At 56.0% G+C, this 18778-nt stretch carries 19 protein-coding genes and 1 other RNA gene; 10 read left to right on the plus strand and 10 right to left on the minus strand.

Annotated elements, in window-relative coordinates:
* Positions 1-402: 402 nt before the first annotated feature.
* The 3 genes from KDX30_RS23820 to KDX30_RS23830 all read right to left on the minus strand — a co-directional run bounded on the left by KDX30_RS23820 (position 403) and on the right by KDX30_RS23830 (position 3150).
* The gene (locus KDX30_RS23820) at positions 403-1320 is read right to left on the minus strand and encodes a LysR family transcriptional regulator (protein ID WP_099269699.1); all 918 of its coding nucleotides are present in this window, start codon (positions 1318-1320) and stop codon (positions 403-405) included.
* A gap of 53 nt (positions 1321-1373) precedes the next feature.
* A complete protein-coding gene (locus KDX30_RS23825) occupies positions 1374-1847 on the minus strand; it encodes a response regulator (RefSeq protein WP_122707169.1) in 474 nt (157 codons plus the stop codon).
* A gap of 418 nt (positions 1848-2265) precedes the next feature.
* The gene (locus tag KDX30_RS23830) at positions 2266-3150 is read right to left on the minus strand and encodes an alpha/beta fold hydrolase (protein WP_231677673.1); all 885 of its coding nucleotides are present in this window, start codon (positions 3148-3150) and stop codon (positions 2266-2268) included.
* A gap of 305 nt (positions 3151-3455) precedes the next feature.
* On the opposite strand from KDX30_RS23830, the gene KDX30_RS23835 reads away from it, so the two are divergent.
* Positions 3456-4367 (plus strand): LysR substrate-binding domain-containing protein, encoded by a 912-nt coding sequence (locus tag KDX30_RS23835; protein ID WP_231677663.1) that lies wholly within the window; start codon positions 3456-3458, stop codon positions 4365-4367.
* Between the two features lie 304 nt (positions 4368-4671).
* On the opposite strand, the gene KDX30_RS23840 is transcribed toward KDX30_RS23835, so the two are convergent.
* Complete coding sequence (locus KDX30_RS23840; protein WP_231677664.1) at positions 4672-5208, minus strand: GNAT family N-acetyltransferase; 537 nt, start codon at positions 5206-5208, stop codon at positions 4672-4674.
* Between the two features lie 366 nt (positions 5209-5574).
* On the opposite strand from KDX30_RS23840, the gene KDX30_RS23845 reads away from it, so the two are divergent.
* A complete protein-coding gene (locus KDX30_RS23845; RefSeq protein WP_231667169.1) occupies positions 5575-6366 on the plus strand; it encodes an N-acetylmuramoyl-L-alanine amidase in 792 nt (263 codons plus the stop codon).
* A gap of 279 nt (positions 6367-6645) precedes the next feature.
* Here the strand turns inward: KDX30_RS23845 and KDX30_RS23850 are convergent, their stop codons facing one another.
* The gene (locus KDX30_RS23850; protein WP_231677665.1) at positions 6646-7062 is read right to left on the minus strand and encodes a hypothetical protein; all 417 of its coding nucleotides are present in this window, start codon (positions 7060-7062) and stop codon (positions 6646-6648) included.
* Between the two features lie 593 nt (positions 7063-7655).
* Positions 7656-7752, minus strand: an RNA gene (gene ffs / locus KDX30_RS23855) — signal recognition particle sRNA small type.
* A gap of 453 nt (positions 7753-8205) precedes the next feature.
* Here ffs and KDX30_RS23860 point away from each other — a divergent pair.
* Positions 8206-8481, plus strand: a complete 276-nt coding sequence (locus KDX30_RS23860; RefSeq protein WP_231677666.1) for a hypothetical protein — start codon at positions 8206-8208, stop codon at positions 8479-8481.
* Positions 8482-8533: 52 nt separating this feature from the next.
* Positions 8534-9019 carry a GNAT family N-acetyltransferase gene (locus tag KDX30_RS23865; RefSeq protein ID WP_231677667.1) on the plus strand — a complete coding sequence of 162 codons (486 nt, stop codon included), beginning with the start codon at positions 8534-8536 and terminating at the stop codon, positions 9017-9019.
* Positions 9020-9183: 164 nt separating this feature from the next.
* On the opposite strand, the gene pyrF is transcribed toward KDX30_RS23865, so the two are convergent.
* Positions 9184-9885: an orotidine-5'-phosphate decarboxylase gene (gene pyrF / locus KDX30_RS23870; protein WP_164705987.1), complete on the minus strand. Its 702-nt coding sequence runs from the start codon at positions 9883-9885 to the stop codon at positions 9184-9186.
* A gap of 281 nt (positions 9886-10166) precedes the next feature.
* Here pyrF and eat point away from each other — a divergent pair, with 281 nt between their 5' ends.
* A complete protein-coding gene (gene eat, locus KDX30_RS23875) occupies positions 10167-11531 on the plus strand; it encodes an ethanolamine permease (RefSeq protein WP_099269691.1) in 1365 nt (454 codons plus the stop codon).
* Between the two features lie 86 nt (positions 11532-11617).
* The gene (locus KDX30_RS23880; RefSeq protein WP_049826916.1) at positions 11618-11785 is read left to right on the plus strand and encodes a DUF2897 family protein; all 168 of its coding nucleotides are present in this window, start codon (positions 11618-11620) and stop codon (positions 11783-11785) included.
* Between the two features lie 36 nt (positions 11786-11821).
* Here the strand turns inward: KDX30_RS23880 and KDX30_RS23885 are convergent, their stop codons facing one another.
* Positions 11822-12613 carry a substrate-binding periplasmic protein gene (locus KDX30_RS23885; protein ID WP_049826917.1) on the minus strand — a complete coding sequence of 264 codons (792 nt, stop codon included), beginning with the start codon at positions 12611-12613 and terminating at the stop codon, positions 11822-11824.
* 442 nt (positions 12614-13055) lie between these two features.
* On the opposite strand from KDX30_RS23885, the gene KDX30_RS23890 reads away from it, so the two are divergent.
* Positions 13056-13598 (plus strand): exonuclease domain-containing protein, encoded by a 543-nt coding sequence (locus KDX30_RS23890; protein WP_095093612.1) that lies wholly within the window; start codon positions 13056-13058, stop codon positions 13596-13598.
* An 89-nt stretch (positions 13599-13687) separates the two neighbouring features.
* Positions 13688-13969 (plus strand): pyrimidine/purine nucleoside phosphorylase, encoded by a 282-nt coding sequence (ppnP, locus tag KDX30_RS23895; RefSeq protein WP_027900167.1) that lies wholly within the window; start codon positions 13688-13690, stop codon positions 13967-13969.
* A gap of 122 nt (positions 13970-14091) precedes the next feature.
* On the opposite strand, the gene KDX30_RS23900 is transcribed toward ppnP, so the two are convergent.
* Complete coding sequence (locus KDX30_RS23900) at positions 14092-15870, minus strand: ABC transporter transmembrane domain-containing protein (protein ID WP_122703643.1); 1779 nt, start codon at positions 15868-15870, stop codon at positions 14092-14094.
* Positions 15871-16156: 286 nt separating this feature from the next.
* On the opposite strand from KDX30_RS23900, the gene KDX30_RS23905 reads away from it, so the two are divergent.
* Positions 16157-16333 (plus strand): PA1571 family protein, encoded by a 177-nt coding sequence (locus KDX30_RS23905; protein WP_049826756.1) that lies wholly within the window; start codon positions 16157-16159, stop codon positions 16331-16333.
* A 164-nt stretch (positions 16334-16497) separates the two neighbouring features.
* The gene (locus tag KDX30_RS23910) at positions 16498-17478 is read left to right on the plus strand and encodes a zeta toxin family protein (RefSeq protein ID WP_231677668.1); all 981 of its coding nucleotides are present in this window, start codon (positions 16498-16500) and stop codon (positions 17476-17478) included.
* Between the two features lies 1 nt (position 17479).
* Here KDX30_RS23910 and pdxB read toward each other — a convergent pair whose 3' ends face one another.
* Positions 17480-18628: a 4-phosphoerythronate dehydrogenase PdxB gene (pdxB, locus tag KDX30_RS23915; protein WP_231677669.1), complete on the minus strand. Its 1149-nt coding sequence runs from the start codon at positions 18626-18628 to the stop codon at positions 17480-17482.
* Between the last annotated feature and the right edge of the window lie 150 nt (positions 18629-18778).

Here is an 18778-nt window from a genome sequence, read left to right on the forward strand (position 1 = left end):
TTAATTGATGAAATCACGCATATTTCGCCCTTGCTGGGGCATTGGGTAACACCTTCGTCCCTGACACATCGCTGTCGAGCAGCAAACACTATCCCTGTAGGAGCGCACGAGCACCGCGAGGCCGCGATAGCGGTGCATCAGACAGACTGCCATCGCTGCCTCGCGGTGCTCGTGAGCTCCTACAGAAAGGAATTCCAGATCAGGTCGTTGCATTTTTGTTTGATAGAAGCCGAACCTGCATCCCTGACACAGCGCTGTCGAGCAGCAAACGTGGACCTGTAGGAGCGCGCTTGCCCGCGATTCTATATATCGGGCGTTGGATATATCGTCTGTGCTGACGCAATAGCGGGCAAGTTGGAGCACCGCCCCAGTCGTTCCTGCAGAAAAAGCTTTTAATTGAGGTCAAGTCAGATCGGAATGATCAGTGAAAAGGCCCGAGCCTTCGCGCTTGAGCAGATCGACGACGTACGCAGTGGGCGGCGAGACATAGGCTTCGCGGCGCATGACCAGACCGAAGCTGCGCTTCATAGTGGTTTCCGGCAATTGCACCTCACGCAAGGTAGCGCCAATTTTGCCCACGCCGAGGTTGTGCCTGGAAATGAAGCTCAACAGCGGCGTGTGAGCAATCAGTCGCGGCATCATGTTGATGGAGTTGGTCTGTATCTGAATCTGCGGCGTGTCCAGTTGGTGGTTGAAAAAAGCGTTGTCCAGCCAGCGCCGGGTCGCCACCGTGGGTGCTGCCAGCACCCACCGCCAGTCACACAACCCCGCCATGCTGATTGGCCCCTCGAACAACACATGGTCCGCACTGGCGACCACAACCACTTCATCCTGCAACAGGGCAAACGTTTCGAATTGCGAAACATCGACCGCTGACAGCGGGCAGATCAGCAGATCCAGTTGCCCGGTCCGCAACGAATTGAGCAGGATATCGTTCTGGCCGGTGACCAGCTCCAACGTCAGGTCCGGGGCCGTCTCCAGCAATAACGACACCAGACTTGGCAGCAGGTATTCGGCGGCTGTAGGTCCACAGCCGAGGCGCACGTTTCCCACCGTGCCTTTGGCGAAGTCCTGAATTTCCCGACGGGTTTCCTGCACGCCCTGACGCAAAAGCCGGGCACGCATCAGCAGCAGTTCACCGGCAGGAGTGAGGCGCATGCGCCGCCCTTCACGAAAAAACAAAGCGGTACCGAGGGTCTCTTCCAGTCGCTGAATGCTTTTCGAAAGCGCAGGCTGGGTGCGATGCAGCTTTTCACCTGCGCGCCCCAGATTGCCCAGATCAGCAATGGTTTCGAAGTAATAAAGGTCGCGTAAATCCATTCCTACACATCCACATGACGTTGGTTATTGCATTGCTGCAATTGCACATCACGTCATGATGGCCGGTGTTCAGTTGCGATACGAGAGGAATGTTCAGGTAATGCCTTCGGAGGCCCGGAGCGCTCATTAAAAATTTTCAGAGCCCCAGGATTCGGAATGTTGGCGGGCTGGCCTGCCAACCAAAAGCCGGCAATCAATGCAGCCTTTGCCAGATCATCAAGACTGTAGGGCTTACTTAAAACGCCGATTGACTCAGCTCCCCGCTCGCGGGCGGCGACAATCTGTCCCGTCACAAAGAGAGAAAAAATGCCGTACTGATCACGTAAAACATTCGCGACCTTGATGCCTTCTTCGTTCCCGGAGAGGTTGATATCAACAAACGCAATGTCTACCTGGAAATCCCTGGCAAGCCGCAATGCTTCGGCTTCGTCATAAGCGGGCCCAATAATCTCATGACCTTCCTCTTCAAGAGCATCAGCGTTCAGCAACGCCAGTATGGGGTCATCCTCGACAATCAAAATCCGCATGGTTTTCCTGAATACGTTAACAGGTGAATTGAAATACACCTCGTTAACTAGATGACTCCCGTGACACCGGACAGTTTCATTAACTATCGAGGGTATCGACGAACTGACTCAGGATTGTTGGCAGGAGCCTCTAATGGGCTGACATTGTGTAGGTCAGGCAAAAGCGGACCTGGAGAATTAATGCGGAGGGATATAAGGCGGAGGGTAAATTATTATTCACGCTAAAACGGCAAAAACATCCAAATGCATACCCTCGTATGCAACTAACATTCAAAAACTTAGTTTTGTCGGAATACAGAGGTAAGGGTTGAAACCTGGCGTAATCGCGAGTTCAACCGAATATGGCAGAGACAGTTAAGGATGGCGTCCGTCTGGTCACAATGAATGTGCAGGCGGACGCCATATTGGCTGACCGGTTTTACTGCTGCTTCAGCTTGCGTGTGAGAAATTCGCGGATATACCCGGCCACTTCTGGCGCATGGGTTTCAAGTGCGAAGTGACCCGCGTCCAGCAAATGCACTTCTGCATCCGGAATATCCTTGCGGTAAGCCTCTGCGCCCGGCGGGATGAACGCCGGATCGTGCTTGCCCCAAACGGCCAGCAACGGCGGCTGGTATTTGCGCAAGTACGCCTGAAACGCCGGGTAAGCCGCCACGTTGGTGCGGTAGTCGAGAATCAGGTCCAGCTGGATCTCCTCTGCACCTGGCCGAGCCATATACAGGATGTCGAGATTGTAGCCGTCCGGTGAAAGCTTCTGCGGATCAGATCCTGTTCCATATTGCCAGTCACGAATAGTCTCCGGCGACAACGAGGGACGGCAGGCCTCGCGATTGGCAGCCGAAGGATCACGCCAGTAGGCTTGCCACGGATCCCATTGATCACTGAAGCCTTCCAGATAGGCATTGCCGTTCTGGGTGATGATTGCGGTCACCTTTTCCGGATTTGCCGCAGCAAGACGCAAGCCGGTTGGCGCGCCGTAATCGAATATGTACAGCGCGTACTTCTTCAGACCCAAGGCTTCGGTAAAACCCTCGATCACCTTGTAGAGGTTTTCGAAGCTGTAATCGAATTGCCCTCGCGGCGGTGCTTTGGTGTTACCGAAACCCGGTAAATCCGGTGCGATGAGGCGGTACTGGTTTGCCAGCAATGGCATCAGGTCACGGAACATGTGGCTGGCGCTCGGGAAGCCGTGCAACAGCAGAAGTACCGGGGCGTCCTTTCGGCCGACTTCGCGATAGAAGACTTCTACCTCGCCGACCTTCTGAGTGTGAAACGTAACGCGAGACGCATCGTCGAGTGCCATAACGGTTTTCCTGCTTGCAGTTGAGCTGGAGGATGAAGGGGCAGCGCTCACGAATGAAGCGCCCAGCGCAGCGGCAGCGCCCACAGCAGATGCCTGTAAAACCTTGCGCCGACTGACGCCATTTGCATCGCTGGCTTCGGCTGATGGATCGAACTTGCTCATGATAAAAACCTGAGGTGAAAGAACAGAGATCCATGCTATTCGTTGCTTCCTCTGCAGAGAATTACCAGCCAACTCAATTCACCATTTCAATTCCTGAAATACTGATAGCATTCGAGGCAGTCACCTCACGCTGCGAGTGGAACATGGATCGAATTCAGGAAATGACGATTTTCGCCGCACTGGCCGAGCAAACCAGTTTCGCCGGCGTTGCCCGGCACTTTGGTTTATCCACCGCGACAGTCACTCGGGCCGTGGCCAGCCTGGAGACCCGGCTGGGGATTCTGCTGGTGGTGCGTAACACTCGAAACATGCGGCTTACTGAAGCCGGAGAGCGCTTCGCCATCGATTGTCGCCGCCTGCTCGCCGACCTTGATGAAGCTGAAAACGCTGCGGGTGGCCTGCATACACTGCCTGGTGGATTACTGACGGTGACAGCGCCTCAGATGTTCGGCGCGCTGCACGTCACACCGCTGCTGACCCGCTTTCTCAGCCAATACCCGGCTGTGGAGATTCGCGCGATTCTGGTTGATCGGGTGGTGTCCATGCTGGATGAAGGCATAGATGTCGCGGTGCGCATCGGTGCCCTGCCCGACTCAACGCTGACGGCAATCCCGGTCGGCAGCGTGCGTCGTATGGTCTGCGCCTCCCCTGCCTACCTGGCCAAACACGGCACCCCGCAGCACCCGGACGATTTACGCCAGCATTCGACCATCTCGACATCCGCCTCAGAACGCCCACCGCAATGGGCCTTCCGGGTCGACGGCCGCGACTACAATGTGGACGTCGCGTCGCGGCTCAGCCTGACCTCGTTCCAGGCTGCAATCTGCGCATCCCTACAGAATTGGGGGCTGACCCAGGTGCCGTATTACCAGATACGCGAGTACCTGCGCGACGGGAAACTCAAATGCGTGCTGCAAGGGTTCGAGATCGAGCCAGAACCGGTTCATGTGGTTTATCTGGAAGGCCGCAGAGGCTCTTCGAAGGTGCGTTCGTTCGTGGATTTTTGCGTTGAAGGGTTGAGGAAGGATCTGCTGTTTGACGCGAAGAGTAGATAAGCAGCGCTGCCGCGTAACGATCGCTATAACCGTGGGAGCGAATTCATTCGCGAAGGGGCCAGTACAGACAATACATATTCAGCGTATGGCAATCAGTCTTCCCGAATGAATTCGGTTCCACAGATGGAGCGAGCTTTTCCTGTTTGGCGAGGCTTGCCCGCGATTCAGCCAACCCGGTAGATCAGGCACACCGCGTTATCGACCTTCGCGGATCGTCGCCCACTCGCGCCAGCAAATTACGCGTTTGCTACGAGACAGCGCTGCGCCGAAACGGGCTACCCCTCACAAGAGAATCTTCTACTCATTAAATTATGTTTTTAGCAAACAAACGGTTTTCATGGGTTTCATTTTGAAAAGTGAAAAACGTCGACCCCAGACATTCGTAATCTTGCCGAGGATAAAAACCGAGCGCCCGCTCATTGCCAATCCAGACCGTTGCCCACAGTAATGCCGCGCCGCCAAGCCGCGCATATTCTTCGGCGCTTTGGAGCAATGTGTAGCCCACGCCTCGTCCGGTAAACCTTTCCTGTACGTACAGACGCTTCAACTCCGCAGCACTCGAATCGCCAATCAGCTCATGATCAGTTCGCAAGGCAACCTGTGCGAAGCCGACAAGATGATGATTAACCTCGGCCACGACGATCAAAGTGTCAGGCTGGGAAATGATCTTTGACATCGTATCCGGCAAGAAGGCATCAAGCGCTTCCTGAGCAATTGCGTCCCGGATTCCTTCGGTGGCATACGTATCGAGAAAAACCTGCATGCCGAGCACACCGATAGACAAAGCGTCCTGTGGGGTGGCGGCACGGGTGGTGACTTGAGTGGCATGTGTATTGGTCATTTAGATGCTGTGCATAGATCCAAAGCGCTGAATTACGATCGACACGGATACGTCGGGTGCGTTGTATTTTTTCCTAGACAGATGACGGTTTCAACTCAAATGCACAAGTGCCCCCTACATCTTTAAATAAATTGGTCGGCTTCGTGGCACAAGCTCTGACGGCGAGAATAACCAATTGTAGGAGCTGCCGAAGGCTGCGAAAGCGGTGTGTCAGTCTTTACCGATTCGCAGCCTTCGGCAGCTCCTACAGAGAGCGTGCGGATATCTTAAACACCCAAAAAACCAACATGTAATACATATCTAAAGCCATACGCAAAACACCCGATGCTAGCGTGATTTCTCATTCACGCTAAGCAGGATTCACCGATGTACGCTATCGATTACAACAGTTACAGAGCCACCAAAAGCTTCAACCACCGCACCCGCTTTCTGGTGATGCACTACACGGCCTGTAACTTCCAACAATCAGTCGCCGCACTGACCGGTCCCTCGGTCAGCTCGCACTATCTCGTCCCCGACCCGAGCGATAAAACCTACACCGACGCAGGTTTCACCGACATGCGCATCTTCAACCTCGTCGATGAAAAAGAACGCGCATGGCATGCAGGCGTCAGCGAATGGGCGAGGCGTTACAACTTGAACGACACAGCCATTGGAGTAGAAATCGTTTATGTGGCTACCGAAGACAAAGGCGTTTTCACCTTCCCGCCCTATAACTGCACGCAAATAGAGGCAGTCAAAGAGTTGGCCAGGAACATCCTCCAGCGTTACCCGGACATATCGCCAGTTAACGTCGTCGGCCACAGCGACGTCTCCATCGGCCGTAAAAGCGATCCCGGTGCCGCCTTCCCCTGGAAAGAACTTCACGATGCCGGCATCGGCGCGTGGTATGACGAAGCAACCAAACAAAATTATCAAACGCAGTTCAGCAGCGCCCTGCCCGCCAAAGCCGAAATGATCGCGAAACTAGGCCGTTACGGGTACGACCCAACCGCTGCGATGACTGACAGTGGATACAAAAACCTGATCCGGGCATTCCAGCTGCATTTCCGCCCGCAAAAATATGACGGCGTGGTGGATGCTGAAACAGCGGCGGTGCTGTATGCGTTGGTGGACAGGTATTTTCCGAGGAAGGTGACGAAGCAGATCTATGTTTAGGAGATTGAGCCCGGAACAGATGCGTGCTTGCCTTACGATAGGGCGGCACATCCTAATGCCGAAAGCCAAGCCCCTGTTTCTCGTCGAGGGAAGCAAGGACAAATGACATCAGGCACCACGACTCTTAAGTAATAAACATATGGCGGGACAGCATGAAGCAAGACAAGATAAGCCGCATTATCCTCACGAATAAATGCGCTAGAGATATAGGCTTCTTCGCTCAGAGAATACTCCATCTTCAATTAACGTCATGCTGCCCCTACGTACGAGAGTAAGAACTTAGCTTGTCGCCGGTCGCGATGAGTAGCCTAAACCATTGAACACTACAACGGCGATGCCGAGCAACTCTTCATCAATTCCATTGAGGGGGTAAAAGCGGCCGTTAACCTCAATCTCCGAGAGCAAATTCGCTAGTGAGATTGCTAAACCCGCCCGATCGGGGTTTTCTTCTTCCATGTTTTCTATACCGCCCGCAAGGGCAACTGCGGCTACCGACAGTTTATGTGGGCGCTGTCCGAACGACCCGTCAAACATATCTGGCTTCTGGTCCCACACTGCCGCAACCAATGAGTTAGCGACCTTTGCTGGGTCTGAGTGGAAGAAACCCACGCGTACCTGAAGCTCCAGAAGATTCCGAACAACAACGGCGGCTTCAGTTTTTTTGAACGTGCTTTTAATGCCCGTGAACAAGCCCATAGGCGGTCCTCCATGATTTTCGTGGGCCAACCTACTGTAAGGGCCAAGCGATGTCCACAGGACACTTCTGAGGGAGAGATAAAATTCTGATGCCTTTGTATTAGCCGCGCTCTCGAATACTCCGCAGTGTCGCAAGGTGGTTCTGCCTAGGGCGGAAAAACATACTCAGGTATGCAGATGTCGACAGGCCCATGAGGAGATTCGTTATCGCAGATGCTAAGGAGGTGCGATTTGTCGACGCACTTCTCGCTTGAGCAGAGGCAGAGGGGACCTGCTAAAGCATCAGTGGATACCTGTTTGAACAGCTCAAAGTGACTTCGGCAAGCACATATCACCAACATTGTGTTGACCCACAATTTCGGAGGCAATCTCAAAACCGGGATGCCACTGCTTAGATAGGTTCTCAAAAAGAAAACGTATCACCCGGCCACAGCGCGATAAGTCTTTCTTGATCCTTATCGACTGGAAACTATTAGCTTGGCGATGCTATGCCCCCAGAACGTGCACCACTCAGCTGTACCGGAACGCTGCCACACTTAGAGGATTTTTGCTGCGAATCCTTGAAGGCTCAAGGACTGAAAGATAGGTGGTAACCCCATCAGCCACACCCCGGCACACAATGTTCCCGCTGTGGCTGCTTCCTTCCGGATCTGACCAGGTTCACGGGTAATCGTTGCGGGGGGACCGATGGGGTCACCATAACGACACTCACCTGTCGGCGAGCCGCGCCATTGTACCGGTCTTGAGCGAAGTTACAACCCGTAAGGCCGGATAAAAATTCGATAGGGCTCAAGCACTTGTGTGACGGGGGCTGGGTGGGTTGCAGCGCTCGGGATCGGGGCTTATAGTCGCGCCGTCGCTGCACATCAGCGATCGGGTGTGGAAGCCCGGCTGGATCAGGAACGCAAAGCTCATAACAGCATCGCAGGCATTTACGTGCCCGATTGCAACGTTATGGCGGCTGTGCGTTGGGGCATCTTCGGATGCGCCGGGTTTCCTGGACCGGTCTTCCACACCTGCGCACAGCTGCCACCCACTCACGTGGAAGTGAGTTTTTGGCAGCTTCGTCTAACTCAGGAAGCTGTAACCAATGTTCAAGATCACTCCAAATCCCCCTGCCCCATCCGTCCGCGGAGGTGCAGCGTGAATCGCTTCATCCCTCTCAAGAGCAACAACACCGACAGCCCGGTGATGCACATCGACAGCCAGGCGCCTCTGGATTTTCTGTTTGCCAGTGCCGACCGGCGTATCCGTATGGCGCGCTATCTGCTGGAGACGCTGGACGGTGCCGATGACTGTGATGTGCGTTGCATCGCCAATGCCGCGCTGATGTTGCTGAGCGATGGCTGTGACGCGTTAACCGTCGTTGAGAAGCAGATATTTAGCCCGCCCTCGCCATGCAATTCTGTCAGACACTGAGCCATACTGCGCAACGCCTACTTCTCTTGTCAGACGGTGCGATTTAGCAGTGATGAATACGCAAGTTGTGAGCTACGAAACCCTCAATGAAACACAGCGCCAGCAGCTGGATGCTCTGGAGATTCTGCCGGAGCAACTGCCGTTTTCCGGGGATATTTATTGTGCGCTGAACACGTTGCTGGTCCGCCCGAGCCCGAATATTCAAGGTGTGGCGCTGTTGATGGATGACAAGCCAGTAGGATTTTTACTGCTCAAGCGGGGGGAGTTTTTGCCGCACTGGGCAGTGGAAGGTTCAGCGACGTTGCATGCGCTGCAGATTGATCACCGGGTTCAGGGCAAAGGCCTGGGCAAGCTGTTTTTGCAGGGGTTGCCGCACGTTGCGCGGGCGACGTGGCCGGATATCGGGCAGCTGATGTTGTCGGTGGATGCGGATAATCTGGCGGCGCTGAATTTGTATGTCGGCCAGGGTTGGGTGGATACCGGCGAGGCCTACAAGGGCCGGATCGGGTATGAGCGGCGGTTGGTGTTGGACCTGTAAACGTAGATCACCTGTGGGAGCGAATTCATTCGCGAAAGCGGTGCATCAGATATTGATGCATTTCTGATCGGACCCCTTCGCGAATGAATTCGCTCCCACAGGGAACAGGCGTGCAGCCGGCAAGGCCTCCAGGATTAAAAGAACCCTATAGGCCATTAAGGTTTTTAGAGCCCCAACTCTGCCACAACCGCTTCCAGCGCCTTGGCCGGGTCTGCGGCCTGGCTGATCGGGCGGCCGATGACGAGGTAGTCAGAACCTGCGTCCAGCGCCTGACGCGGGGTCAGGATGCGGCGTTGATCGTCCAGAGCGCTGCCGCTTGGACGAATGCCTGGAGTGACCAGTTGCAAAGCAGGATGCGCAGATTTCAGCGCCTGAGCTTCCAGCGCGGAACACACCAGACCATCCATGCCAGCCTTTTCAGCCAGTGCAGCCAGGCGCAGCACTTGCACTTGCGGGTCGACATCCAGACCGATGCCGGCCAGGTCTTCGCGCTCCATGCTGGTCAGCACGGTCACGCCGATCAGCAGCGGCTGCGGGCCGGTGCGCTGGTCGAGCACTTCGCGGCAGGCCGCCATCATGCGCAAGCCGCCGGAGCAATGCACGTTGACCATCCACACGCCCATCTCGGCCGCGGCTTTGACAGCCATGGCGGTGGTGTTGGGGATGTCGTGGAATTTCAGGTCCAGAAATACTTCAAAACCCTTGTCGCGCAAGGTTTCGACGATGTCCGAAGCACAGCTGGTAAACAGCTCTTTGCCGACCTTGACGCGGCACAGCTTGGGGTCCAGCTGGTCAGCCAGTTTCAAAGCGGCGTCACGGGTCGGGAAATCCAGGGCGACGATGACAGGAGTCTGGCAGACGGACATGAGCGGGTTCTCTGGTAGGTCGAAATCGGCGCGCATTGTATCCGAACCTTACCGCAGACGGTAATCGAACCGCTGAACTGAATCGATTCTCCCCAATGAATACGCCCAAAAGCGGACATCACCCTGCACCAACCGCACCAAAGCTGCACCTTCCTGGCGCGCGCAAACAAGAACCGTTCTGCAAACGACGCGTTTGGGACCAATACGACTATGGTTCGACGAGTGGCATGGCGACTGCAACAGGATGTTTCGATGATTCCACAGACTTCAGGGAGCTACGCATGAACACTCAACTCAAGCCCACGCTGGGCACACTCCATTTATGGGGGATCGCTGTAGGGCTGGTGATCTCCGGCGAGTACTTCGGCTGGAGTTATGGCTGGGGCGTCGCCGGGACCTTAGGCTTCCTGGTCACTTCGCTGATGGTTGCACTGATGTACACCTGCTTCATCTTCAGCTTTACCGAGCTGACCACTGCCATCCCGCACGCGGGCGGACCATTTGCCTACAGCCGTCGGGCATTCGGGGAAAAAGGCGGACTGGTTGCAGGTCTGGCCACCTTGATCGAATTCGTGTTTGCGCCACCGGCGATTGCGATGGCCATTGGTGCTTATCTGAACGTGCAGTTTCCGGGGCTTGATCCCAAGCTGGCGGCAGTGGGCGCTTATATCGTGTTCATGACCCTGAATATTCTCGGCGTCAAGCTGGCGGCAACCTTTGAGTTGGTGGTCTGCATCCTGGCCGTGGCTGAGCTGCTGGTGTTCATGGGCGTGGTTGCTCCGGCATTCAGCTTCAGCAATTTCGCCCTTAATGGCTGGGCCGGCTCCGACACCTTTGGCGCTCCGGCCATCGCCGGTATGTTTGCGGCCATTCCGTTCGCGATCTGGTTCTTCCTGGCCATCGAAGGCGCGGCCATGGCGGCTGAAGAAGCCAAAGACCCGAAACGCACCATTCCAAAAGCCTATGTCAGCGGCATTCTGACCCTGGTGTTTCTGGCCATGGGCGTGATGCTGTTCGCGGGCGGCGTGGGCGACTGGCGCACGCTGTCAAACATCAACGACCCACTGCCACAGGCAATGAAAACCGTGGTCGGCGAAAACTCCAGCTGGTTGCACATGCTGGTCTGGATCGGCCTGTTTGGTCTGGTGGCGAGCTTTCACGGCATCATCATGGGTTACTCGCGCCAGTTCTTCGCCCTGGCTCGCGCCGGTTACCTGCCCTCCTCGCTGGCCAAACTGTCGCGCTTCCAGACTCCACACCGCGCCATCATCGCCGGTGGCATCATCGGTATTGCCGCGATCTACAGCGACGGCCTGATCAACCTCGGCGGCATGAGCCTGACGGCGGCGATGATCACCATGGCGGTATTCGGTGCCATCGTGATGTACATCATGAGCATGCTCAGCCTGTTCAAGCTGCGTAAAACCGAACCTTCGCTGGAGCGCACCTTCCGCGCGCCGGGCTATCCAGTCGTGCCGGGCATTGCCCTGGCGCTGGCGGTGGTGTGCCTGATTGCGATGGCCTGGTTCAACGCGCTGATCGGCCTGATCTTCCTCGGCTTCATGGTCGTGGGCTTCATCTACTTCAGCCTGACGGCGCAATCACGTGCCGACGCACCAGCCGATGCGATGCTGACCGGGCTTTAAATAGCGGCACATAACCAGGCACGGGACTAGACTTGAACCATTGAGCAGCGCTGCTGCTCAAACGGTTACATAAAAAGGAGAGCCCTATGCCCTGGTATGCCTGGTTAATTCTGCTGGTAGCAATTGGTTCGGTGGTGGGCGGTTTGATGGTCTTGCGCCAGTCTGCGCAAAAGCTGCCACTGACCGACGAGCAGCTCAAACGTGTCCACGAGCGCAACGCCGAGATGGATGCCAAAGAGGCTAAGGATCGCTAACGACCAAAGACGGTGCTTCAAGCACCGTCTTTTTATTTAGCGCGCTGCATGATCTCGCTCATCTGCCACCGCCCGGTGGCTGATCATCGGGAGGACGGCAATTCGATACGGCTGGAAAATCTTCAGCATTTGCCCGTTGTCCCGCAGCGCTTGCAATAGCTGCTCGAATTGCGCGCCGCTGATGGGCGCCTTGGGGCGCAGCAAAGCGAAATGCTTGTACGTCTGATCAACCCGCTCCGACACCAGCAACTGCGAAGCTTCCGCCCGGTTGCGCGCCATGAAGTCACTCAGATACGAACGCGTCACCAAGGCAATATCAGCGCGGTCGCGCATTACCATCAGCAGGTTGCTGTCGTGGGAATAGGTCAGCGTGGTGTTGAAGTGTTCGTTGAGGTATTTCGGGTCGGCGTTGAACTGCGCAAATGCATAGTGATAGCCGCTGAACAGGGCCAGACGCTTGCCATGCAAATCATCGAAATAGCTTTGATCGCGACCTGTCACCTTACGGCTGACGAAGATTTCAGCGTCTTCGAGTTTCATGTCGACGGCTTCGTGGGGGATGTTTTGCCAATCCCATTCAGGATTTTCAAAAATCGCCATATCGACGCGGCCCTGCTCGAAATCACGAAAACGACGCGGAATTGAAGTCGGCACCAGCACAAACTCATAGTCATGCTGAACTGCGTTCAGGGCGGCCACGAGCTCAGGTAATAAACCGGTGTCCGCGCCCTTTTCCGGCCGGATGGTGTAGGGCGGGAAATGCGCTGCACCAATTTTTACGACTTGCGCAGCACTCACCGGCATAGCCAGCAGTGTTGCCGCGGCCATTAGCAAGGCTCGCGACGCTAATCGCACAGACAAAAACTCCAAGACTGCGCACCCCTGAAATTGATCAACCCTAGGTCTTTTTTATTGTTAAGACAATGAGCAAATGGTCCAACACGCTGTTAATTATCGCTAAGTGCCATCATTAAAGCTTCATCGGCTAACTGATCCCAGTGTTGCCACACGCACAGCAATCTATGCTCGCCCGCGCAACCATGCAAGCGCTCGGCCAAGAAATAAATACCGTCCCGAAAGCACTGCGTATTAGCCGCTGGCGAAAGGTCATCGCACGGATTGGCGGATCGGTTGTCGATCTATGAGTTACGTCAGCCACGCTCAACGACTAGTGGCTAATGTTGCTGGAAGTCACGTCGATAGACGTATGCAGTTGAATGTGGCTACGCTTGGTCTGAAATGGATCAACGACTTTGGACAGGAGCTTCAGATGCCGCACTGGTTGGTGATTGATCTGGAAGCCACGACCGAAGAAGGCGGCTGGCCGGTAGCAGAAATGGAGATCATCGAAATCGGGGCGACGCTGGTCAATCAGGACGGGCGCGAACTGGATCATTTCGAGCGTTTTGTGCGCCCGGTGCGTCGGCCCTTGCTGACGAACTTCTGCAGGGAGCTGACCCACATCAGCCAAAGCAACATCGACAGCGCCGCGCCGCTGACCACTGTATGGCCCGCGTTCGAGCGCTGGATCAGCCACCATCAGGCGCGAGTCGTGGGCTGGGCGAGTTGGGGTGACTATGATCGTCAGCAACTGGAGCAGGAATGGCGGCAGCACAACCTGACGAGTTTTCTGAGCACTGTGCCCCACGTGAACCTCAAGCAACGCTTCGCCAAGGAGCGCCAGTTGCAGCGGCCCATGGGACTGAACGGTGCCCTGCAACTGGCGGGCATGCAATTCAACGGTCAGCAACACCGGGCCCTGGTTGACGCCCGGAACACCGCTCGGCTGTTGCCCCTGATTCTTCCTAACTGATTGGCACTCGCGTTCTAAAGCGGGTGACGGTTTGAGCAGGCTTGGGCATACTGGCCGCCCAAATTTCCAGCCCTTATCGAGGAATCGCCATGTTCAAAGTCAACGAGTACTTCGACGGCACCGTTAAATCCATCGCCTTCGCTCAAGCTGAAGGGCAAGCCACGATTGGTGTGATGGCCGCGGGTGAATACGAGTTCGGTACTGCACAGCGGGAAATCATGCACGTCATTTCCGGCAGCCTGAGCGTGAAACTGCCAGACAGCACCGATTGGGAAACCTTCGAAACCGGCAGCCAGTTCAACGTTCCTGCCAATAGCAAGTTCCAGCTGAAAGTGGCGGTGGATACTGCTTATCTGTGTGAGTATCGCTGAGACATATCGACTTTTTGTATCCCCTATCGCGGGCAAGCCCAGCTCCCACATGAGATTACATCCCCTTGTGGGAGCAGGGCTTGCCCGCGATAAGGTCGACTCGGTTTAAATCCCGGCACGACTCAAACCACCTCATCCCCCCGCGCATTGAACTGCAATGCCGCGAGTCTCGCATACAGCGGATTGCTGACAATCAATTGCTGATGCGTCCCGACGGCGACCAGTTTCCCTTGATCGATAACGGCAATCCGGTCGGCGTTTTGCACCGTGGCCAGTCGATGGGCGATAACCAATGTAGTACGGCCTTTCATCAAGCCCGGTAACGCTTCCTGAATCAGGTGTTCACTCTGGGCATCCAGCGCACTGGTTGCTTCGTCCAGCAACAGAATCGGTGCATCCACTAACAACGCCCGGGCAATGGCCAGGCGTTGACGCTGCCCACCGGACAAGCCGAGCCCGCCATCTCCCAGATGCGTCTGATATCCGTTGGCCATTTGCAGGATGAACTCATGGGCGTGGGCAATGCGCGCAGCCGCTTCAACCTGTTCAGTGCTGGCGCTGGCATTCCCGTAACGAATATTGTCTTCAACACTGCCGAAAAACAGCGCGGGGGTCTGCGAAACCAGCGCAAAGTGACGACGCAAATCCTGCGGATCCAGCTGCGCAATCGGCAAGCCTTCGATGAGAATTTGCCCCGCCTGTGGATCGTAGAAACGCAGCAGCAAATCAAACAGTGTCGATTTACCCGCACCGGAGGGACCGACCAGCGCCAGGGTTTCCCCCGGTTCAATGGTCAGGGTCAGGTTATCCACCGCCTTGTGTTCGGGGCGTGATGGATAGCTGAAGCTCACGGACTCCAATGCCAGAAGACCGCTGATCCGCTCCGGCAATTGCAATAGACCACTGGCCGGTGGCGTGATTTCGCTTTTGGCCCGCAGCAGTTCCGAAATACGTTCGGCCGCACCCGCCGCCCGTTGCAGTTCACCAATCACTTCGCTCAGGGTGCCGAAGGCGCTCCCTACGATCAGCGCGTAAAACACGAACGCAGCCAGTTCGCCGCTGGAGATCGTACCCTCGATGACATCCATGCCACCGACCCACAGCATGACCGCCACCGCACCCAATACCAGCACGATCACCAGTGTGATCAGCCATGAGCGTTGCAGAATGCGCTTGCGAGCAGTCTGGAACGCATCTTCGGCCGTCTTGGCGAAGCGCGCCTTGTCCTGCTGCTGATGGTTGTAGGCCTGAACCGTCTTGATCTGCCCCAACGCTTCGGACACGTAACTGCCGACATCTGCGACACGATCCTGACTCTCCCGGGACAGGCTGCGCACGCGACGGCCAAAGATCAGGATCGGCGCCACCACCAGCGGCAGCGCTACAACGACAATGCTGGTGAGTTTCGGGTTGGTGATGAACAACAGAATAATCCCGCCAATTACCATCAAGGCATTGCGCAGGAACATCGACAGCGACGAACCGATCACCGATTGCAGCAACGTGGTATCGGCCGTCAGCCTCGACTGAATCTCGGAGCTTCGATTATTTTCGTAGAAGCCCGGATGCAGGTTGATCAGGTGATCGAACACCTTCTTGCGCAAATCCGCCACCACGCGCTCGCCAATCCAGGACACCAGATAGAAACGCACGAAGGTGCCAGCCGCCAGGCCCATGACCAGCAGCATGAACACACCGATGGACTGATTGAGCAGGTGCGGTGAGCGGGTGACGAAACCCTGGTCCACCAGCATTTTGATCCCCTGCCCGATCGACAGGGTAATCCCGGCTGTAACGATGAGCGCGATCAGCGCGCCAACCGTTTGCCAGCGATAAGGAGCCATGAACTGCGCCGCCAGACGAATGGCCTGGCGCTGACGACTGGAAAGCAATGAAGCCATGAAAGCTGGACCCGCATAAAAGGCTGAAGCCAGAGCCTACACCGGTCCGACGGGCATTTCTCTGCTATTACCACCCGGCAGGTATTGATGAACTATGGCGATTGGCCTTAGTCGCATGGTTATGACCGTCATGACCTTGCGCTAGACAGGATTGATCTAAGCGAACGCTGGCGGTTATGTGCAGTTTCTGGTGGACTTGACGCGCGTTTGATGTGCCAAGGGATGTCACGGCAGAGTCATTGAACGCGGTTAGTCTAAGCACAACACCTGATGAAGGAGACAGGCCATGAGCTTGCAAGCAGACAGCAATGAAGTGCCAGTCGTACGAGCCAACCCGCAGCTGCCCGTAGGTGGCGCAATCCTGGACAAGGACGGGCGCGAAGTCGTGATCACTGAGGAGATGGTTCAGGCCGCTTGTCAGGAATGCGACAAGAACTGGGTTACACCTGAAAAACAAGATTGATAAGCAGATTCCCTTGAAACCCGGCCTGAGTGCCGGGTTTTTTTATGCACGCCAAGAAAATTCCCGCAATGAACGTCGGCTTTATCCCATTGCTAGGACGCTGAGCTTGCGATTACGTCCCTGGTCTTCAACAGTCAAAATGACTCAATTCAAGGAAGACCAGCATGTCCGCAACACACTACACCTATACCCCAAAGGAACTGGAAGAGGTTTACACCGGGCTGGAGAAAACCCTGTTCGCGGTCAGAAGGGACATTGGCGATGACGGCAATCCTGCACCAAAGATCCTCGTGGTCGCCGGGGTGCAAGGTTCCGGCAAGACCTACATGCTGAACAATACCCTGATCAAAGGTGGCCACTACGGCAACTACGTGCAGCTGTATCAGGAGAGCTTTCGTGAGCTACACCCTCGTTACGAGGAATTCGCCGGGCAGGATGTGATCAGCCGCTACAAGCACACTGAAGGCTTTATCTGGGAACTGTGCAATCGCATCTTCAAGCATGCCCATGAAAACAGGTTCAACATCATCATGGAGACGGCACTCGACTCCAAGGCGTTCGCCAGTGTCATTTCGGGTCCGGAGCTTTCGACTTATGAGTTCGATGTGCACCTGATCGGTTGCAAGAAGGATTTCGTCCACTTGTCGACGATCCATCGCGCGCTGGGTGCATTGGAGAACGGGACGCTTGAGCGGTTCGTCGACATCGCCACCATCGAGACCAGTCTCGAAAACGCCGAGGTGATCCTTAACGCGTTCGAAACTGCCTGCATGCGAGTCAGCGGTTCGACCATCACTATGTACGAAAGGGGTTTTGGCGCGCTAAAAAACCGCCGAAAACTTTGCAGCAGCCGCTGTGAGCGCATCGACACGCTGACGCCTCACGCATTTACTGACGAAGACGGCACGACAAGAACTGTGAAGGAGCAGACTCATCGCATCGAACGCAGCGACCAGTTGCCTCTGCCCTGCAGCTTCGCCAGTTTCATTGCATTGGTCGAAGCCCCGGTTAGTGGCGCGCTGGAACGAACACAGGCCTGGCAAGAGGCCTACAGCGCTCTGTCACGCATGCGTCCGTTCTGGAAGCAGATCCCGACGCGTCTTGCCGAAACACTGTGGGGCTACATCAAGAAGTACACCGAGTGATTCAGTCGTCGACAAGCACCGCGCCCAATGCCCGAACGACCCTGCTCAAAGGCTCTGACGGACCGTGAATTCTGACCCGTAGGCCTTCGATTTCCCGGCGCGGCGGATAGTTTTTACGCAGGGCATCGAAGGCCAGCCGCTGTTGGGTCGAGTCACCCACCAGGCTACGTCGGAAGTCGGCATCATCACGGCGCGGGTCGTAGACGCCACGGCACAGCGTGTTCATGGCCCAGACCGGGTGGGTATGGCCATCCAGAGTGACTTCTGCCAGCCAGGGCTTGGGCAGCAGATCGGAAAGACTGATGTGTACTTCCTGTCCAAGGAACCCACACAAAGCCTGATAAATCTGCGCAGTGCCCCGCTGCCGCCCATCAAGGCTGTAACCCGCAATATGCGGTGTGCCGATCACGCACAGGTCGGCGAGGTCGGTATTCACGCTGGGCTCGCCTTCCCAGACGTCGAGCACGGCTTGCAGGTCTTCGCGCGCCAGCAGCGTGTCATGCAAGGCTGCGTTATCGACCACAGCGCCACGGCTGGCATTGATCAGCCAACTGCCGTGCTTGAGTTGCTGCAACCTCGTTTGATCGAGCAAATGCCAGGTAGGATTCGCGCCCCCCTTGTCCAGCGGGGTGTGCAGACTGATCACATCACAGCGCTGGAGGATTTCCTCAAGGCTGACGAAGTCGCCGCCTTCAACGGCTTGCCGAGGCGGATCGCAGACCAGCACATTCCAGCCCAGCGCCTTCAGCACGTTGATTAACCGACCGCCCACCTGCCCCGCGCCGACTACGCCATAAGTACGCTGCGTCAGATCCACGCCCTCGATTTCCGCGAGGGTCAGCAAACTGCCCAGGACATAATCCACTACACCACGGGCATTACAGCCCGGCGCACTGGACCACTGAATACCCGCCGCCTGAAAATAATCCAGGTCCAGATGATCAGTGCCGATGGTGCAAGTGCCGACAAAGCGTACCGGGCTGCCTTCGAGCAATTCGCGGGTGACCGGCGTTACCGAGCGCACCAACAGGATGTCCGCATCTGCTACGGCAGCCCGGTCAATGGAACGGCCGGGCAAGCGCTGAATCTCGCCGAAACCGGCAAAGAACGCGTCGAGCAACGGAATATTTTCGTCAGCAACAATTCGCATGGTGTACTCCCTGGAGGCGGCGGCAGTTTAGGCATTGATCGGGAGGGATAGGAAGGTCAACGAGCAAGTTGATGTGGAATGCAGTCGTTGTGGGAGCAGAGCTTGCTCGCGATAAGGCTGGATGCGGTTTGATTTGAATCGCATCCGGCC

Origin of the sequence: Pseudomonas quasicaspiana (genome assembly GCF_021147825.1) — a bacterium.
Classification (GTDB): Bacteria; Pseudomonadota; Gammaproteobacteria; order Pseudomonadales; family Pseudomonadaceae; genus Aquipseudomonas; species Aquipseudomonas quasicaspiana.

What these genes read in the sequence shown, in the direction of transcription:
- KDX30_RS23820 (WP_099269699.1), bottom strand. Translation starts at nt 1,320, where the DNA reads ATGGATTTACGCGACCTTTATTACTTCGAAACCATTGCTGATCTGGGC.
- KDX30_RS23825 (WP_122707169.1), bottom strand. Translation starts at nt 1,847, where the DNA reads ATGCGGATTTTGATTGTCGAGGATGACCCCATACTGGCGTTGCTGAAC.
- KDX30_RS23830 (WP_231677673.1), bottom strand. Translation starts at nt 3,150, where the DNA reads ATGGCACTCGACGATGCGTCTCGCGTTACGTTTCACACTCAGAAGGTC.
- KDX30_RS23835 (WP_231677663.1), top strand. Translation starts at nt 3,456, where the DNA reads ATGGATCGAATTCAGGAAATGACGATTTTCGCCGCACTGGCCGAGCAA.
- KDX30_RS23840 (WP_231677664.1), bottom strand. Translation starts at nt 5,208, where the DNA reads ATGACCAATACACATGCCACTCAAGTCACCACCCGTGCCGCCACCCCA.
- KDX30_RS23845 (WP_231667169.1), top strand. Translation starts at nt 5,575, where the DNA reads ATGTACGCTATCGATTACAACAGTTACAGAGCCACCAAAAGCTTCAAC.
- KDX30_RS23850 (WP_231677665.1), bottom strand. Translation starts at nt 7,062, where the DNA reads ATGGGCTTGTTCACGGGCATTAAAAGCACGTTCAAAAAAACTGAAGCC.
- KDX30_RS23865 (WP_231677667.1), top strand. Translation starts at nt 8,534, where the DNA reads ATGAATACGCAAGTTGTGAGCTACGAAACCCTCAATGAAACACAGCGC.
- pyrF (WP_164705987.1), bottom strand. Translation starts at nt 9,885, where the DNA reads ATGTCCGTCTGCCAGACTCCTGTCATCGTCGCCCTGGATTTCCCGACC.
- eat (WP_099269691.1), top strand. Translation starts at nt 10,167, where the DNA reads ATGAACACTCAACTCAAGCCCACGCTGGGCACACTCCATTTATGGGGG.
- KDX30_RS23880 (WP_049826916.1), top strand. Translation starts at nt 11,618, where the DNA reads ATGCCCTGGTATGCCTGGTTAATTCTGCTGGTAGCAATTGGTTCGGTG.
- KDX30_RS23885 (WP_049826917.1), bottom strand. Translation starts at nt 12,613, where the DNA reads ATGGCCGCGGCAACACTGCTGGCTATGCCGGTGAGTGCTGCGCAAGTC.
- KDX30_RS23890 (WP_095093612.1), top strand. Translation starts at nt 13,056, where the DNA reads ATGCCGCACTGGTTGGTGATTGATCTGGAAGCCACGACCGAAGAAGGC.
- ppnP (WP_027900167.1), top strand. Translation starts at nt 13,688, where the DNA reads ATGTTCAAAGTCAACGAGTACTTCGACGGCACCGTTAAATCCATCGCC.
- KDX30_RS23900 (WP_122703643.1), bottom strand. Translation starts at nt 15,870, where the DNA reads ATGGCTTCATTGCTTTCCAGTCGTCAGCGCCAGGCCATTCGTCTGGCG.
- KDX30_RS23905 (WP_049826756.1), top strand. Translation starts at nt 16,157, where the DNA reads ATGAGCTTGCAAGCAGACAGCAATGAAGTGCCAGTCGTACGAGCCAAC.
- KDX30_RS23910 (WP_231677668.1), top strand. Translation starts at nt 16,498, where the DNA reads ATGTCCGCAACACACTACACCTATACCCCAAAGGAACTGGAAGAGGTT.
- pdxB (WP_231677669.1), bottom strand. Translation starts at nt 18,628, where the DNA reads ATGCGAATTGTTGCTGACGAAAATATTCCGTTGCTCGACGCGTTCTTT.